The sequence below is a fragment of the Streptomyces bullii genome (assembly GCF_042657145.1).
Taxonomy (GTDB): Bacteria; Actinomycetota; Actinomycetes; order Streptomycetales; family Streptomycetaceae; genus Streptomyces; species Streptomyces bullii.
Genome location: NZ_JBHSNY010000002.1, coordinates 585818 through 601686 on the forward strand (window position 1 = coordinate 585818; position 15869 = coordinate 601686).

A 15869-nucleotide genomic window follows, 5' to 3' on the forward strand; every position below is an offset into this window, starting at 1 on the left:
CCGGTGCTCAAGGCGACGCTCCGCAGCTTCCTCGCGCACCGGGGCCGGCTGCTGCTGTCCGCGCTGGCCGTCGTCCTGTCCGTGGCGTTCGTCGCGGGCAGCCTGATCTTCTCCGACACGGTCAGCCGCACCTTCGACCGGTTGTTCGCCTCGACCGCCGCCGACGTCACGGTCAGCCCGAAGGAGACCCTCGACGAGGCGGTGCCCTCCGGGGCGACGGCGACGCTGCCCGCCTCCGTCGCGGACCGCGTGGCGCGGATCGACGGCGTGGCCGCCGCGCGCGTGGACGCGGAGACCCGGAACATCACCGTCGTCGACGAGGAGAACGAGCCCGTGGGGCCGACCACCGGCGCCCCCACGATCGGCACCAACTGGGACCCGACCGAGCGCAGCCCCGTGGAGCTCACCTCCGGCCACGCCCCGCGCGGGCCGGCCGAGGCGCTGATCGACGCGGACACCGCCGGCCGCCGCGACGTGCGCGTCGGCGACACCCTCACGGTGATCGCGGCGCCCGGCTCGTTCCGGGTCGAGGTGGTCGGCATCGTCACGTTCACCACGACCAACCCCGGGGCTGCCCTGCTGTTCCTCGACACCCCGACCGCCCAGGCCAGGCTGCTGGGCGACCCGAAGGCGGCCACCAGCATCTCGGTCGGCGCGGCGCAGGGCGTGAGTGACGCGCGGCTCAAGCAGCGCGTGGCCGCGGCGCTCGGCACCGGCTCCTACGACTACCGCACGGCCGGCGAGCAGGCTGAGTCGGACGTCCAGCAACTGGGCGGGTTCCTCGACATCATCAAGTACGTGATGCTCGGCTTCGCCGGGGTCGCGGTGCTCGTCGGCGTGTTCCTGATCGTCAACACCTTCGCCATGCTGATCGCGCAGCGCACCCGGGAGCTCGGCCTGCTGCGGGCGCTGGGCGCCGACCGGCGCCAGGTGCGGCGCTCGGTCCTCGCCGAGGCGCTGCTGCTCGGCCTGGTCGGCTCCACGCTGGGCCTGGCCACCGGCATCGCCCTCGCCGCCGGGCTTATCGAGCTGATGGGCCTGCTCGGCATGAACATCAAGGCCACCGAGATGGTCATCGGCTGGGTGACCCCGGTCGCGGCGTACGTCGTCGGCGTCGGTGTCACCTTCGTCGCCGCGTACCTGCCCGCCCGGCGCGCGGCGGGCGTCTCACCGATGGCCGCCCTCGCGGACGCCGAGGTGGCCGGGGTGGGCAGACCGCTGCGGCTGCGGGCGGTGGTGGGCGCGGTCGTCGGTGCGGCGGGCGCCGCTGCGCTCGCGGGATGCGTGGTGTCGTCGCGGACGTCGTCGGCGGCGTCCCTGCTGGGGCTCGGGATCGTGCTGACGCTGATCGCGACCGTCGTCGCGGGCCCGCTCCTGGTCCGTCCCGTGATCCGGGTGCTGGGGGCGGCCTTTCCGGCCCTGTTCGGCGCGATCGGCCGGATGAGCCAGCGCAACGCCCTGCGCAACCCCCGCCGTACCGGGGCGACGGCCGCGGCGCTCATGGTGGGCCTGGCCCTGGTGGCGGGCATGTCGGTGGCGAGCGCCTCGATGACCAGGTCGTTCGACCAGCAGATCGACAAGACGCTCGGCGCCGACTTCGTGATCCAGAACAGCAACTTCGTGCCCTTCCCGCGGGAGGTCACCGACGCGGTGCGCGCCACCGACGGCGTGGGACTCGTCGTACGGTCGAAGTTCACGCCGGTCGCGGTGCGCCTCCCGGACGGGGACCGGGTCGAGACGACCGCGGCGGGCTACGACCCGCGGCTCGACGACGTCGCCAACATCACCTACGCGCGGGGCGGCACCGCGGCGGCGCTCGCACAGGGCCGGATCGGCATGGACGTGGACTTCGCGCGGGACCACGGGGTGCGCCCCGGAACGGTCGTCCCGGTCGAGTTCCAGGGCGGGCGCCGGGCGGAGCTGACCGTGGGCGCCCTGACCGACCAGGAGTCCGCCGAGGGCTTCGGCACGCAGGGCGGGCTGTACTTCGGCATGGCCACCCTGCAGCGGTACGCGCCGGGCGGGCAGGACTCCGTGCTGTACGTCAACGCCGCGCCCGGCACGGACCCGGACGACCTGCGTACCGCTCTGGACGGCACCCTGGACCGGTATCCGCAGGTGCAGGTGAGGGACCTCGCCGACTACAAGGACCTGGTGCACGACCAGATCGCCGTCCTGCTGTACCTGGTGTACGCGCTGCTCGGGCTGGCGATCATCATCGCGGTGCTCGGCGTGGTCAACACCCTCGCGCTGTCGGTCGTGGAGCGCACCCGGGAGATCGGGCTGCTGCGGGCGATCGGTCTCGCCCGGCGGCAGCTGCGCCGGATGATCCGGCTGGAGTCGGTGGTCATCGCGGTGTTCGGCGCGGTCCTGGGACTCGCGCTGGGGCTGGTGTGGGGGCTGTGCACCCAGCAGGTCCTGGCGTTGCAGGGCATGACGGCGCTCGCGATCCCGTGGGGCACGATCGTCGCGGTCGTCGTCGGCTCGGCGGTGGTGGGGGTAGCGGCGGCGCTGCTGCCCGCGTTGCGTGCATCACGCATGAATGTGCTGGCGGCCATCGCGCACGAGTGATTGACTCTCCGGCTACCTCAAGTCACTTGCCTGTCAGGGGAGGTCATGTCGCGCGCGTCCGCTTCGGTGTCAACCTGCTGAGTTCCGCGCCGGCGGACGAGTGGCGCGCCAAGTGCCGTCGGGCCGAGGAACTGGGCTACGGCGCGCGAACGCCACGTTTTCTCCTACCTGACCGTCCTGGAGCCGTACATGGAGGAGTTCGCCCCGGTCATGGAGCGCCTGCGCGACGCGTGACCGTCCGTGTCCCCTGACGGTCCGGATGCCGTGACGGTCCATGTGCCGTGACCGCCCGCGCCCCGTTGCCGCCCGCGCCCCGTTGCCGTCCGTGTCCCATTGCCGTCCGTGGCCCGTTGCCGTCCGTGTCATCGCGACCGTCCGTGTTCCGTGGCCGCCCGCCTCCCGTACGGCCCGTCCCCCGCGACCGTCCGTCCGCATCGCGGAATCGCATGTCCGGGACTCCGGCGCGTGATGGGATCTCCGCATGACCGATCTGCGCGTACGGGCCGCCGGGCCCGAGGACCTGGACACCGTGCTGGCCTTCTGGAAGGTGGCCGCCGAGGGGACGAGCATCAGCGACGACCGGGACGGCGTCGAACGGCTGGTCTCCCGCGACCCGGAGGCGCTGATCCTGGCCGAACGGCCGGGCGGCGAGCTGGTCGGCACGGTGATCGCGGGCTTCGACGGCTGGCGCTGTCATCTGTACCGGCTGGCCGTGCACCCCGACCACCGACGTCAGGGCATCGCCTCCGCACTGCTCACCGCAGCCGAGGAGCGCTTCGTACGGCTCGGCGGGCGCCGCGCGGACGCCATGGTGCTGCGGCGCAACGAGACGGCGCACCATGCCTGGGGCGCTGCCGGGTACGCGCCTCAGGAACAGTGGCGGCGCTGGGTGAAGCCCCTCTCCGACTAGACCGGCGCCTTTTTGCTCATCCTTTGCCCGGGGAGGGCCACTCGGTCCCCCATGAAAGGTTGTGAGCGTCCTGCGGTGGGCGAGCCCTCCTGCCGGCGACATCGCGCACTCGGCCCCGTCCTGACCGACCATGGGACGGAGGTGACCCGATGACCGAAGTGCTCCTCCTTCTGGTGGCGGTCCTGCTCTCACTCGCCTGTGGTGCCTTCGTGGCGGCGGAGTTCTCCCTGACCACGGTCGAGCGGGGGGAGCTGGAGCGGGCCGCGGAGCGCGGCGAGCGGGGCGCGCGGGGGGCGCTGAAGGCCGTACGGAACCTGACCTTCCAGCTCTCGGGTGCGCAGCTCGGCATCACGGTCACCAACCTGGTGGTCGGCATGCTCGCCGAGCCGTCGATCGCCGCGCTGATCGCGGGCCCGCTGGAGGCGGTCGGCGTCTCCCGCTCGGCGGCGTCCTCCCTCGCGCTGGTCATCGGCACGGGGTTGTCGACCGTGTTCCTGATGGTCGTCGGCGAGCTCGTGCCGAAGAACTGGGCGATCTCCTCGCCCCTGAAGGTCGCCAAGACCGTGGGCAACGCGCAGCGCTGGTTCAGCGCCGCGTTCCGGCCCTTCATCACCCACCTGAACAACACCGCGAACCGGGTGGTGCGCCGCGTCGGCCTGGAGCCCGCCGAGGAACTGGCCTCCGCGCGCGGGCGGCAGGAGCTGGCGGCGCTCGCCCGGCACTCCGCCAGGGAGGGCGTCCTGGAGGCCGACACCGCCGAGCTGTTCGTACGGACCCTGAACCTGGCCGACCTCACCGCGGAGAACGTGATGACCCCGCGGGTCCAGGTCATCGCCCTGGACGCCCAGGCGACCTGTGAGGACGTGGCGAACGCGACCCGGGCTACGGGGCTGTCCCGGTTCCCGGTCTACCGGGGAACCCTCGACTCGGTCGTCGGTACGGCCCACGTCAAGGACGTGCTGGCGGTGCCCGCGGAGCGGCGGCCCCGGGTGCCCGTCTCCGAGCTGATGCGCGAACCCTTGCTGGTCCCGCAGTCGCTCACCGTCGAACGGCTCCTGGACCGGCTCTCCGGGAAGCGCACCATGGCGGTCGTCATCGACGAGTACGGCGGAACGGCGGGGGTGGCCACGCTGGAGGACATCGTCGAGGAGGTCGTCGGCGAGGTCCGTGACGAGCACGACCCCCACGAGGCGCCCGATCTGGCCCCGGCCGGTACCGACGAGGACGGCCACGCCCTGTACTCGGCCGACGGCTCGGCCCGCGTCGACCAGCTCGCCCGGGTCGGCCTGCGTCCGCCGGAGGGGCCGTACGAGACGCTGGCCGGGCTCGTGGCCACGCAGCTCGGCCGGATCCCCGCCGCCGGTGACACCCTCCAGGTCGACGGATGGCGCCTGGAGGTGCTCGACGCCACGGGCCGCCGGGCGGCGCGCGTCCTGCTGCACGCGCCCCTCGACGACGAGCGGAGCGAGGAGAGGGGGGCGGAGCGGTGACCGCCGTACAACTGCTGATCGGTCTGGCGACCCTCGTCGTGAACGCCTTCTTCGTGGGCGCCGAGTTCGCGCTGATCTCGGTGCGCCGCAGCCAGATCGAGCCGTACGTCGAGCGGGGCGACCGGCGGGCGAAGAGCGTGCTGTGGGGCCTGGAGCACGTCTCGGCGCTGATGGCGGCGGCGCAGCTCGGCATCACGCTGTGCACGCTGGTGCTGGGTGTGGTCGCCGAACCGGCCATCGCGCATCTGCTGGAGCCGGTGTTCCACGCGGTGGGCGTGCCCGAGGGCGCGGGGCACGCGGTGTCCTTCGTGATCGCGCTGACCCTGGCGACGTATCTGCACATGCTGCTCGGCGAGATGGTGCCGAAGAACGTCGCGGTCGCCGAGCCGGTGCGCAGCGCCCTGGCCCTCGGTCCGCCGCTGGTCGCGCTGTCCCGGGCACTGCGCCCGGTGATCTTCACGGTGAACGCCTTCGCCAACGCGCTGCTGAAGCTGCTGCGGGTGGAGGCCCGGGAGGAGGTGTCAGCCACCTACTCGGACTTCGAGCTGGCGCAGATCGTGAAGGACTCCAGCGAGGCGGGACTGATCGACGACCGTGCGCAGGAGCGGCTGCACGACGCGCTGGAACTGGGCCGCCGGCCGGTCCGGGACGTCGTGATGCCGCTGGAACGCGTCGTGTACACGCGCGTGGGCGTCACGCCGGAGCGGCTGGAGCAGCTGTCGGCGGAGTCCGGGTACTCGCGCTTCCCCGTGGTGGACGAAGGGCGGCGGATCGTCGGCTATCTGCATGTGAAGGACGCCCTGGACGCGCCCGCGCGGAACGTGCCGTTCCGGCTGCGGGACATGCGGCCGATCGCGCGGGTGCGGGAGAGTACGCCGCTGGACGACGTCCTCACGGCGATGCGGGGCAGCAGTACCCATCTCGCGGCCGTGATCGGGGCCGACGGGCGGCTGGCCGGACTGGTGACCATGGAGGACGTGCTGCGGGAACTGTTCGGGCAGCGGGCGTGAGCCGCGTTCCGGTCCAGGGCGGTGGGCGCCGGGCGACGGATGGTCCGGGACGGCGGGTGTGAGCCGCCGCTCACACTCCGGGGCCGACCGACCGCTGGGTATGTGCACGGGATACCATCCCTGACGCCATGCTGACGAACCCCACCCACACCAGCCTCGTCGCGGTCGGCGACTCCTTCACCGAAGGCATGTCGGACCTGCTGCCGGACGGCACGTACCGCGGCTGGGCCGACCTTCTCGCCGCGCGGATGGCGGCCGTCACCCCGGGCTTCCGGTACGCCAACCTCGCGGTGCGCGGCAAGCTGATCGGGCAGATCGTCGCCGAGCAGGTGGACGTGGCGGCGGCCATGAACGCCGACGTGGTGACGCTGGTCGGCGGGCTCAACGACACGCTGCGGCCCAAGTGCGACATGGGCCGGGTGCGCGGTCTGCTGGAGGAGGCCGTCGAGAGGCTGGCCCCCTCCTGCAAACAGCTGGTGCTGATGCGCAGCCCCGGCCGCCAGGGCCCGGTCCTGGAGCGCTTCCGGCCCCGCATGGAGGCGCTGTTCGCCTGCGTCGAGGACCTCGCCCGGCGGCACGGCGCACTCGTCGTCGACCTCTACGGGGCGCCCGCGCTCGCCGATCCGCGCCTGTGGGACGTGGACCGGCTGCACCTGACGAGCGAGGGGCACCGCCGGGTGGCGGAGGCCGTGTGGCAGACGCTGGGCTACACACCCGAGGACCCCGACTGGCACGTCCCGCCGCCGGCGTCGGCGCCGCCCGGCTGGCTCTCCCGCCGCACCGCGGACGCGCGGTTCGCCCGGCGGCACCTGCTGCCCTGGATCGGCCGACGGCTGACGGGCCGCTCGTCGGGCGACGGCCTGCCGTCGAAGCGACCCGAGTTGCTGCCTTACGAAGGGCCGGGGACGTAGCTCTCCCCCACTGGTCGAAGCGACCCGAGTTGGAGCCGGACGAAGGACCGGGGACGTAGCTCTCCCCCCTGACGGCCGTCGGACCTGCGGCCCGTCGCGGACCGACGGCCGAGGCGCCCGCGGCGGAACGGCCCCCGCACGACGACCGGACCGGCATGCCGGTGGGCGCGCCCGGCGGGCCGGCAGACACGGCTGCGAGACGACGCCCAGCCGGCCCTGGTCGGAGACGTGCGCCACGGCTGCGAGGCGGCCTCCCGACCGACCCTGGTCGAACTGCGGGGCGGCCCGACCCTGGTCGAACTGCGGGGCGGCCCGACCCTGGTCGAACTGCGGGGCGGCCCGACCCTGGTCGAACTGCGGGGCGGCCCGACCCTGGTCGAACTGCGGGGCGGCCCGACCCTGGTCGGACTGCTGGGCGGCGCCCGGCCGACCCCGGTCAGGACACGCGCGCCACGGTCGTGAGGCGGTGGCGCGGACCGGTCGGTGACACGCCGCCGGATGGCCCATCGGACCGGTTCGGACGCATTCCGGACCTACCGTTCCATATATGATCAAACGCCACTTCGCCTATCTGGCATGCGCCGCGGCAGTCGTCGGCACGGGTATCGGGGCCGCTCCCCCGCTGGAGAGCTCGAAGACCCATGTGGTCCGTCCCGGGCAGTCGATCCAGAAAGCGGTGGACGCCGCACGGCCGGGCGACACCGTTCTGCTGTCTCCTGGCACCTATCACGAGAGCGTCCGGGTGACCACGTCCGGGCTCACCCTGCGGGGCACGGGGAAACGGCCCGTCGTCATCCGTCCCGCCACGACCAAGGCCGCCAACAGCTGTGCCCAGGCCGGCAACGGCATCTGCGTGGAGGGCACGTCCAGCCGCCCCGTCGAGGGCACCACCATCACCGGCCTCATCCTGACCGGCTTCGCCAAGAACGGCCTGTGGGCATCCCACACCGACCGGCTCACGGTCCGGCGGGTGACCGCCGAGAAGAACGGGCAGTGGGGCATCGCCCAGCAGCGTTCCGTGCGGGGCCTGTTCACGTACAACACGGCCCGGAACAACGGTGACGCGGGCGTGTTCCTCGCCAACACGGTCACGGAGGAGGGCGGCGCCACCGACTCGCTGGGCGCGGTGGTCGCCCGCAACCGTCTGGAGGGCAACCGGATCGGCCTCACCGTACGGCGTCTGCGGAACATGACCGTCGCCTACAACCACGCCACCGGCAACTGCGCGGCCGTGTTCGTCGTCGGCGACGAGACGCCGCCGCGGGCCGGCGCCCTGACCGTGCGCGACAACCGGATCCTCGCGAACAACAAGCACTGCCCGAAGACGCCCCGGCTGCCCTTCCTGCAGGGCTCGGGCATCGTACTGACCGGCGCCGAGGACACGCTGGTGACGCGGAACGAGGTCGCCGACAACAAGGGCACCTCGCCGCTCTCGGGCGGGGTCGTGCTCTTCAAGAGCATGGTCGGCGCCAAGAACGAGCGGAACCGGATCACCGACAACACGCTGCGGAACAACTCCCCGGCGGACCTGGTCAACGCGGACACCGCGAAGAACAACACCTTCCAGGGCAACACCTGCACGGTGTCCAAGCCCGCGGGCCTGTGCTGACCGGTCGTACCCACCTGTGAACCCACGAAGGAAAGGCGGCACATGACGACCGCAAACCCTGCCCCACCGCCGTCCATGCGGCTGAGGGAGCTCGTGTTCGGGGCGGCGTGTGCCGCCGCCCTGCGTGCGGCCGCCCGGCTGGGCGTGGCCGACGCGCTCGGGGACGGCCCCATGACCGTGGAGGACCTCGCTGCCGCGGTGAAGACCGAGCCGCAGCCGTTGCGGCGGCTGCTGCGGGCCCTGTCCTGCCACGGCGTCTTCGCCGAGCAGGAGGACGGCACGTTCGCGCACACCGACATGTCCCGGCTGCTGCGCGAGGACGCCCCGAACAGCCTGCGCGACATCACCCTGTGGTGCACCGAACCGTGGACCTGGGACGCCTGGCCGCTCCTGGACGAGGCGGTGCGCACCGGCCGGAACGTCGTTCAGGACCTGTACGGCAAGGAGTTCTTCACCTACCTCAACGAGGACGCGCCCGAGTCGGCCGACGTCTTCAACCGGGCCATGACGACCTCCAGCCGGCAGTCGGCGCGGGACGTCGCCGAGCTCCTGGACCTGTCCGGGGCCTCGTCGGTGGCCGACATCGGCGGCGGCCAGGGGCATGTGGTGGCGAGCCTGCTGGAGAAGTACCCGGCCATGCACGGCACCCTGCTCGACCTGCCGCGCGTGGTGGAGAACGCCGACCCGCGACTGCGGGACGGCGGTCCGCTCGCCGACCGGGTGCGCATCGTGCCCGGCGACTGCCGCGCGGCCGTTCCGGTGCGGGCGGACGTCTACGTCATCAAGAACATCCTGGAGTGGGACGACGAGAGCACGTCCCGGCTGCTGCGCAACGTGATCGAGGCGGGCGGTCCGGGCACGCGCGTGGTGGTCATCGAGAACCTCGTCGACGACACCCCGTCGATGCGGTTCAGCACCGCCATGGACCTGCTGCTGCTGTTGAACGTCGGTGGCGCCAAGCACACCACCGACAGCATGGTCCGCCGGCTGACCGCCGCCGGCCTGGTCATCGACGACATCAGCCCGGTCAACGCCTACCTGCACGCCTTCGACTGCACCGTGCCGGAGTGATGTCGCAGGTCCCAGCGGGGCGCCCGGTGCCCGGCCCTCGACGGGCCGGGCACCGGGCGCCGGACCGGGCCCTTCGCAGTCGTCAGACCTCCGGCGCCCGACCGGTCAGGCCTTCCAGGCCCGACATCAGGCTGCCGGCACCCGGCGGCTAGACCTCCGGCGCCAGACGGTCGGTGACGAGGTCCATGCGGGCGAGCGCCAGCAGGCGCCGCAGGTCACCCCCGGCGCTACCGTCACCGTCGAGGAGTGTCGTCAGCTCGGCCACCTGCCCGGCGTCCGCCAGGCCGAGAGCACGGGCGGGGTCGGCGTCCAGTGCGCCCCGTACGTCGATCAACCGCACCACGACGTCACCGCGCTGGAAGATCGTGCTGCGCACGACCGGCGCGTGCGGGTCGTCGGCCGCCGCCTCGTCCTGCTGGGCGAGCAGCTCGGCCAGCCGCAGGCCGCTGCCCGGCCGGGCCGGGTAGTACAGCGCATGCCGCTCGCCCTCGGCGCCCTCCTCGCCCGCCGCCATGTGGTGCACGGCCGGCAGCGCCGCCCGGGTGAAGAAGGCCCGGGCGGACTCGGGGTCGTCGAGGTCCCGGTGCTGTTCCAGATGGGGGTTGAGGGCCTCCTCCACGGCGCGCACCTGCGGCTGCCGCGCCACGTGCCGCAGCGCCGCGAGCAGGTCGCCGCGCACCTCGATGGCCCGTACGACCCGGTTGCCGTGCATGAACAGGGAGGTGCGGCACAGCCGGGTGGTGTCGTCGACCCGCGGCTCGGGCGGGGCGTAGTCGGCGAGGATGGCGGCGACGGCCCGTTCGCTGCCCGGCCTGACCGTGAAGGTGAGGGCGTGCCGGGTCACGCCGTCCCCGATCCGGGGGGACGCCTGGTTGCGGCCCTGCGCGGCGGCCCCGGCGGCCGGCCGCCCGGCCCCGGTCTCACGGACGACGTGGAACCGCAGCGACCGGGTGTCCCGGACACAGCCGTGCAGCGGCTGCACCATCCGCACGTGGTCCTCGCTGTTCACCCACGCGAGGAACGGCGGGGCGCTCTCCCACTCGCTGGTGATCAGCCACTGGGAGGGGTTCTCGATCGACTGGCACAACTGGTCGCTGACGTGCCCGGGCACGGACGCGACCTGGTTGGAGAGCTGCTCGTACGCCTCCAGGAACTGCTGCTGGGCGCCGTCGTGGACGTCCACCAGCAGGACGACCCGAAGCCGGGAGCCGTCGAACACGGACTGGGAGACCCGCTGCGACACCTGCCGCGCCGGCGGTCGATCAGAGGTGGTGGTCATCCTGCGCACGTCTCCTTAACGGAACCTTGTCACGGGTCCTTCGCGGGACAGTGGGGAACGCCGGCCGCCGGCACCGCGACGCCGACCTCCGTCGATCCTCGGCCGGTCCGTCGGCGTCCGCGACTTGTACGGACCACGCGGGTGAGCGGCCGGGCCCACGGGCCGGTACCGGTCCGTCGGGTCTGGCCTGCGGGTTTCGGGCGGCGGGCGCGCCCCGGAACGCCCGGCGGAGCTCTACCGGCATGGGTGGGCCGCACCGCCGTCGCAACGCCGGCCGAGTGGTCAGAGAGGAACGACCAGGTCTGGGATCCGACACGGCCGTCCGCCACGATGTCGGCACACCGTTGGAAGCTCCTGACCGCGCTTCGGGTCGCACGGCCGAATCGCACGGCCGAATCGCCCGTCCTCATCCAGGCCGGCATCGACAGCCTCATTCAGAAGCGGGAGCCGGCGGCGGGCAGTTGATGCGGCCAGTGAGGCGCCGTCTCACACCCGTCTCTCACACCTGCCGACCTGCGCGGGTCGGAGCACGTCTCACCTGCCGGTCCGGACTGCATGGACGTTCCGGGGGCGCCCTGCTCGCCGGGTAGACTCCGTGCACGTGACTGCTGCGCCCGCCAAGCCCCGTATCCCCAACGTCCTCGCCGGACGCTACGCCTCCGCCGAGCTCGCCACGCTCTGGTCGCCCGAGCAGAAGGTGAAGCTGGAGCGGCAGCTCTGGCTCGCCGTGCTGCGGGCGCAGAAGGACCTCGGGATCGAGGTGCCGGACGCGGCGCTCGCCGACTACGAGCGCGTCCTCGGCCAGGTCGACCTGGCCTCCATCGCGGAGCGCGAGAAGGTCACGCGGCACGACGTCAAGGCGCGGATCGAGGAGTTCAACGACCTCGCCGGGCACGAGCACGTGCACAAGGGCATGACCTCCCGCGACCTCACCGAGAACGTCGAGCAGCTGCAGATCCGGCTGTCGCTGGAGCTGGTGCGCGACCGCACGGTGGCGGTGCTGGCCCGGCTCGGGAAGCTGGCCGGGGAGTACGGCGAGCTGGTCATGGCCGGCCGCTCCCACAACGTGGCCGCGCAGGCCACCACCCTCGGCAAGCGTTTCGCGACCGCCGCCGACGAGCTGCTCGTCGCGTACGGCCGGGTCGAGGAGCTGCTGGGCCGCTACCCGCTGCGCGGCATCAAGGGCCCGGTCGGTACGGCGCAGGACATGCTGGACCTGCTCGGCGGGGACGCGGAGAAGCTGGCCGAGCTGGAGCAGCGCATCGCCGGTCACCTGGGCTTCTCGCAGGCGTTCACCTCGGTCGGCCAGGTCTACCCGCGCTCCCTGGACTACGAGGTCGTCACCGCGCTGGTGCAGCTGGCGGCGGCGCCGTCGTCGCTGGCGAAGACGATCCGGCTGATGGCCGGGCACGAGCTGGTCACCGAGGGCTTCAAGCCGGGCCAGGTCGGTTCCTCGGCGATGCCGCACAAGATGAACACCCGCTCCTGCGAGCGCGTCAACGGCCTGATGGTGATCCTGCGCGGCTACGCCTCGATGACCGGCGAGCTGGCGGGCGACCAGTGGAACGAGGGCGATGTGTCCTGCTCGGTGGTGCGCCGGGTCGCGCTGCCGGACGCGTTCTTCGCACTGGACGGTCTGCTGGAGACGTTCCTGACGGTGCTCGACGAGTTCGGCGCGTTCCCGGCGGTGGTCTCCCGGGAGCTGGACCGCTACCTGCCGTTCCTCGCCACCACCAAGGTGCTGATGGGCGCGGTGCGCGCGGGCGTCGGCCGGGAGGTCGCGCACGAGGCGATCAAGGAGAACGCCGTCGCCACCGCCCTGGCGATGCGTGAGCAGGGCGCCGAGCGCAACGACCTTCTCGACAAGCTCGCCGCCGACGAGCGCCTGCCGCTCGGCCGCGACCAGTTGCAGGCGCTGATGGCGGACAAGCTGTCCTTCACGGGTGCGGCGGGCGACCAGGTCGCCGCCGTCGTCGCGCGGATCGAGGAGATCGTCAAGCAGCACCCCCAGGCCGCGGGCTACACGCCCGGGGCGATTCTCTGACGCGCCGCACGGCATGGCGCGCTTCACCCCGCAGGAGCTGGAGGCCGCCCGCGACCGGCTGGTGCCGGACGTCGTCGCGGACGGTCTCCGCGTGCTGTTCTGCGGCATAAACCCGGGGCTGATGACGGCCGCGACGGGCCATCACTTCGCCCGCCCCGGCAACCGCTTCTGGCCGGTGCTGCACCGCTCCGGGTTCACGCCGAGGCTGCTGAAGCCGGCGGAGCAGCGGGAGTTGCTGTCGTACGGGCTCGGCATCACCAACGTCGTGGCCCGGGCCACCGCGCGGGCCGACGAGTTGAGCGCGGAGGAGTACCGCGAGGGCGGGCGGCTGCTCGCCCTGAAAGTGGCGCGGCTGCGGCCCCGCTGGCTGGCCGTGGTCGGCGTCACCGCGTACCGGGCCGCGTTCGACGACCGCAAGGCCACGGTGGGCCCCCAGGCGCGGACGATCGGTGACACGCGCGTGTGGGTACTGCCCAACCCGAGCGGGCTGAACGCGCACTGGACGGTGGAGACGATGGCGGAGGAGTTCGCCCGGCTGCGGGAAACTGCGGAGGCGTAGCGGTCAGCCCAGCCGGTGGCCCGTAGACGGTCGGGGCCAGCCGGTGGCCCGTAGCCGGTCGGACGGTGCCGGTCAGGCTTCCGCAGGTCACACTTCCCCAGGCCGCACTCTCCGGTCCGGTCCCGCCGGTCGGGCGTTGCCGGTCAGGCCCGCCGGTCAGCCCCCCGGTGTCAGCCCGCCACCCGGTCAGGCCCGGCCGGTCAGTGCGCTGCCGGTCACGGCGGGGCTGTTTGCGTGACCACGGCCAGGAGCTCGACCTCGTCGGTCTCGTCGCGGTCGGCGACGGCAACGGCGACCCAGCGGCCGGTCCCCTCCACCTCCCACAGGCAGGCCACGGCGGCGCGTGCGCTGAGGGTGGCCCACGGCTCGGGTATCTCCTCGCGTTCGGTGCGCAGCAGGACGGTCCCCAGGTTGTAGGGGTCGGTGTCTCCCCAGCGTGAGGCCAGGAACTCGTAGACGGCGTCCCGGTCCTTCTCGTACTGGTCGACGGTCACGTGCCGGTCCGCCGGGTCGCCGTCCGTCGCGCGCTCTAACACGGCGACGTGGTAGCCGGGTCCCGAGTCGCCGACGTCCGACGGGCCGTGCTCCGCCGGAAAGGGGCGGAAGCACAGCTCGTCGATGAGGGCGATGTGCTGTGCGATGTTCATGCGATCCAGTAAACCCGCCACCACTGACAGTTGGCGGTCCCTCAGCCGGGCACGGTGGTCAGGCGTCCCGGCGGCGCAGGCTCCAGGCTCCCGCCCCGAGGGCGGCGACGGCCCACAGCGCGGTCACCGCGAGTCCCGTCCAGGGCCCCGGAGATCCCTCGTACGACTGGTGCATGACCACGTGTCCGGCCCTGTCGGGCATGTAATCCACGACAGCACCCGCCGCGTCGCCGATCACGAACGACACCACGAGGATGAACGGGATCAGGAGGGACAGCGCGCCCATGCCGCTGCGCAGCAGGGTGGCGAGTCCGGCCGCGAGCAGCGCCATCAGCATGAGGTAGATCCCGCAGCCCACGACAGCGCGGGCCTGCTCGCCCAGGGTGAGATGGTCCGCCGTGGCGCCCAGCCCCGCCCGGCCCACCAGAAGCGCGGCGCACGCGGTCACCAGTCCCACGAGGAGAACCGGTACGGCGACGGCCGTCGCCTTGGCGGCGAACCACCTGCCGCGCTGCGGCACCGCGGCCAGCGAGAGCCGCAGCCCGCCCCCGTGGAACTCGGCCGAGACGGCCAGGGCCCCGAAGGAGATCGCGGCGATCTGGCCCGGCAGGACACCGGACAGGGCCGTGAACAACGGATCGAAGTCCGCTTCGGACGTGTCGGAGACACCGGCCAGCGCCGAGAACACCGTGGTCGCGGCGAACAGCGCCAGGAGGGCTCCGGGGAGCGAGCGCAGCGTGCGGATCTTCAGCCACTCGGCGCGCAGGACGGGCGCGAACTCCATGATCAGGCCTCCTTGGACTGGGCGGCGAACTCGGCTTCGGCCGACGTGAGGTCGAGGTAGGCCTGCTCCAAGGTGCCCTCGTGCGCGGTCAGTTCGAGCAGAGGGACACCCGCGGCGGAGGCGAGCCGTCCGATGTCGTCCACGTGCGCGTGCTGCACGATCCAGTGGCCGTCCTCGTGCTGCACGGCGTCGTGACCGTGGCGGGCGAGGGCGCTCTTGAGGGCGGTGGGGTCCGTGGTGCGAACCCTCACCCGTGGCTGCACGCGCGCGTGGATGAAGTCCCGCATCGAGGTGTCGGCCAGCAGGCGGCCCCTGCCGAGGACCACGAGGTGCTCGGCGAAGGAGGCGGTCTCGTTCATCAGGTGGCTGGAGACCAGGACGGTGCGGCCCTCCCCCGCGAGGCGGCGCAGCAACTGGCGGATCCAGACGATGCCTTCGGGGTCGAGGCCGTTGGAGGGCTCGTCGAGCATGAGGACCTCCGGGTCGCCGAGCAGGGCTGCGGCGATGCCGAGCCGCTGGCGCATGCCCAGGGAGTACGTCTTCACGCGGCGGCCGGCCACCGAGGACAGGCCGGTCTCCCCCAGCACCTCCTCGACCCGGCGGTCCGGGATGCGGTGGGTCGCCGCGAGGACGCGCAGATGGTCGCGGCCGGTGCGGGAGCCGTGCGCGGCCTGCGCGTCGAGCAACGCGCCCACATGACTCAGGGGTTCGCGGAGCGTGACGTACGGACGGCCGCCGACGGTGGCGTAGCCGGCCGTCGGACGGTCGAGCCCGAGCACCAGCCGCAGGGTGGTGGACTTCCCGGCGCCGTTGGGGCCGAGGAAGCCGGTGACGCGGCCGGGCCGGACACGGAAGGTCAGGTGGTCCACGACTCGCCGGGTGCCGTACTCCTTGGTGAGGTGGTGGACGTCGATGCTGGTCATGTCAGCAGCGTGGCCGGTCGGCCAGGGCCGGGGCCTCCCCCGCCGGTGGAGATCGTCTCCC

At 72.7% G+C, this 15869-nt stretch carries 15 protein-coding genes; 10 read left to right on the top strand and 5 right to left on the bottom strand.

The annotated features are described in order from the left end of the window. The first annotated feature begins 3 nt into the window (after positions 1 to 3). The 8 genes from ACFPZJ_RS06790 (at position 4) to ACFPZJ_RS06825 (ending at position 9572) form a co-directional block, all read left to right on the top strand. On the top strand, positions 4 to 2571 hold the full coding sequence (locus ACFPZJ_RS06790) for an ABC transporter permease (protein ID WP_381018605.1): 2568 nt from the start codon (positions 4 to 6) through the stop codon (positions 2569 to 2571). A gap of 481 nt (positions 2572 to 3052) precedes the next feature. Beyond that, positions 3053 to 3481 carry a GNAT family N-acetyltransferase gene (locus ACFPZJ_RS06795; RefSeq protein ID WP_381018607.1) on the top strand — a complete coding sequence of 143 codons (429 nt, stop codon included), beginning with the start codon at positions 3053 to 3055 and terminating at the stop codon, positions 3479 to 3481. A 149-nt stretch (positions 3482 to 3630) separates the two neighbouring features. Next, the gene (locus ACFPZJ_RS06800) at positions 3631 to 4971 is read left to right on the top strand and encodes a hemolysin family protein (protein ID WP_381018610.1); all 1341 of its coding nucleotides are present in this window, start codon (positions 3631 to 3633) and stop codon (positions 4969 to 4971) included. Then, positions 4968 to 5981, top strand: coding sequence for a hemolysin family protein (locus ACFPZJ_RS06805; RefSeq protein WP_381018613.1), 1014 nt, complete (start codon positions 4968 to 4970; stop codon positions 5979 to 5981). Before ACFPZJ_RS06800 ends, ACFPZJ_RS06805 begins: the two co-directional genes overlap by 4 nt. 128 nt (positions 5982 to 6109) lie before the next feature. Beyond that, complete coding sequence (locus ACFPZJ_RS06810) at positions 6110 to 6892, top strand: SGNH/GDSL hydrolase family protein (RefSeq protein ID WP_381018616.1); 783 nt, start codon at positions 6110 to 6112, stop codon at positions 6890 to 6892. 228 nt (positions 6893 to 7120) lie between these two features. Next, positions 7121 to 7354, top strand: a complete 234-nt coding sequence (locus ACFPZJ_RS06815; protein ID WP_381018618.1) for a hypothetical protein — start codon at positions 7121 to 7123, stop codon at positions 7352 to 7354. Between the two features lie 85 nt (positions 7355 to 7439). Beyond that, a complete protein-coding gene (locus ACFPZJ_RS06820; protein WP_381018621.1) occupies positions 7440 to 8501 on the top strand; it encodes a right-handed parallel beta-helix repeat-containing protein in 1062 nt (353 codons plus the stop codon). A gap of 42 nt (positions 8502 to 8543) precedes the next feature. After that, positions 8544 to 9572: a methyltransferase gene (locus ACFPZJ_RS06825; protein WP_381018624.1), complete on the top strand. Its 1029-nt coding sequence runs from the start codon at positions 8544 to 8546 to the stop codon at positions 9570 to 9572. Positions 9573 to 9720: 148 nt separating this feature from the next. On the opposite strand, the gene ACFPZJ_RS06830 is transcribed toward ACFPZJ_RS06825, so the two are convergent. After that, the gene (locus tag ACFPZJ_RS06830) at positions 9721 to 10851 is read right to left on the bottom strand and encodes a SchA/CurD-like domain-containing protein (RefSeq protein ID WP_381018627.1); all 1131 of its coding nucleotides are present in this window, start codon (positions 10849 to 10851) and stop codon (positions 9721 to 9723) included. Between the two features lie 29 nt (positions 10852 to 10880). After that, positions 10881 to 11285, bottom strand: a complete 405-nt coding sequence (locus ACFPZJ_RS06835) for a peptidoglycan-binding domain-containing protein (protein ID WP_381018628.1) — start codon at positions 11283 to 11285, stop codon at positions 10881 to 10883. A 167-nt stretch (positions 11286 to 11452) separates the two neighbouring features. Between ACFPZJ_RS06835 and purB the strand changes: the two genes are divergently transcribed. Together purB and mug are read left to right on the top strand one after the other, a co-directional pair. Further along, complete coding sequence (gene purB, locus ACFPZJ_RS06840; RefSeq protein ID WP_381018630.1) at positions 11453 to 12895, top strand: adenylosuccinate lyase; 1443 nt, start codon at positions 11453 to 11455, stop codon at positions 12893 to 12895. Positions 12896 to 12908: 13 nt separating this feature from the next. After that, positions 12909 to 13454 (top strand): G/U mismatch-specific DNA glycosylase, encoded by a 546-nt coding sequence (gene mug / locus ACFPZJ_RS06845; RefSeq protein ID WP_381018632.1) that lies wholly within the window; start codon positions 12909 to 12911, stop codon positions 13452 to 13454. Positions 13455 to 13669: 215 nt separating this feature from the next. Here the strand turns inward: mug and ACFPZJ_RS06850 are convergent, their stop codons facing one another. Genes ACFPZJ_RS06850 through ACFPZJ_RS06860 form a run of 3 tightly spaced genes read right to left on the bottom strand, consistent with a single transcriptional unit; the run spans position 13670 to position 15808 of the window. Then, positions 13670 to 14101 carry a hypothetical protein gene (locus tag ACFPZJ_RS06850; protein ID WP_381018634.1) on the bottom strand — a complete coding sequence of 144 codons (432 nt, stop codon included), beginning with the start codon at positions 14099 to 14101 and terminating at the stop codon, positions 13670 to 13672. A 58-nt stretch (positions 14102 to 14159) separates the two neighbouring features. Next, the gene (locus tag ACFPZJ_RS06855) at positions 14160 to 14885 is read right to left on the bottom strand and encodes an ABC transporter permease (protein ID WP_381018636.1); all 726 of its coding nucleotides are present in this window, start codon (positions 14883 to 14885) and stop codon (positions 14160 to 14162) included. A 2-nt stretch (positions 14886 to 14887) separates the two neighbouring features. Then, entirely contained in the window at positions 14888 to 15808 is a 921-nt protein-coding gene (locus ACFPZJ_RS06860) for an ABC transporter ATP-binding protein (RefSeq protein WP_381018638.1), read from the bottom strand. Positions 15809 to 15869 lie beyond the last annotated feature (61 nt).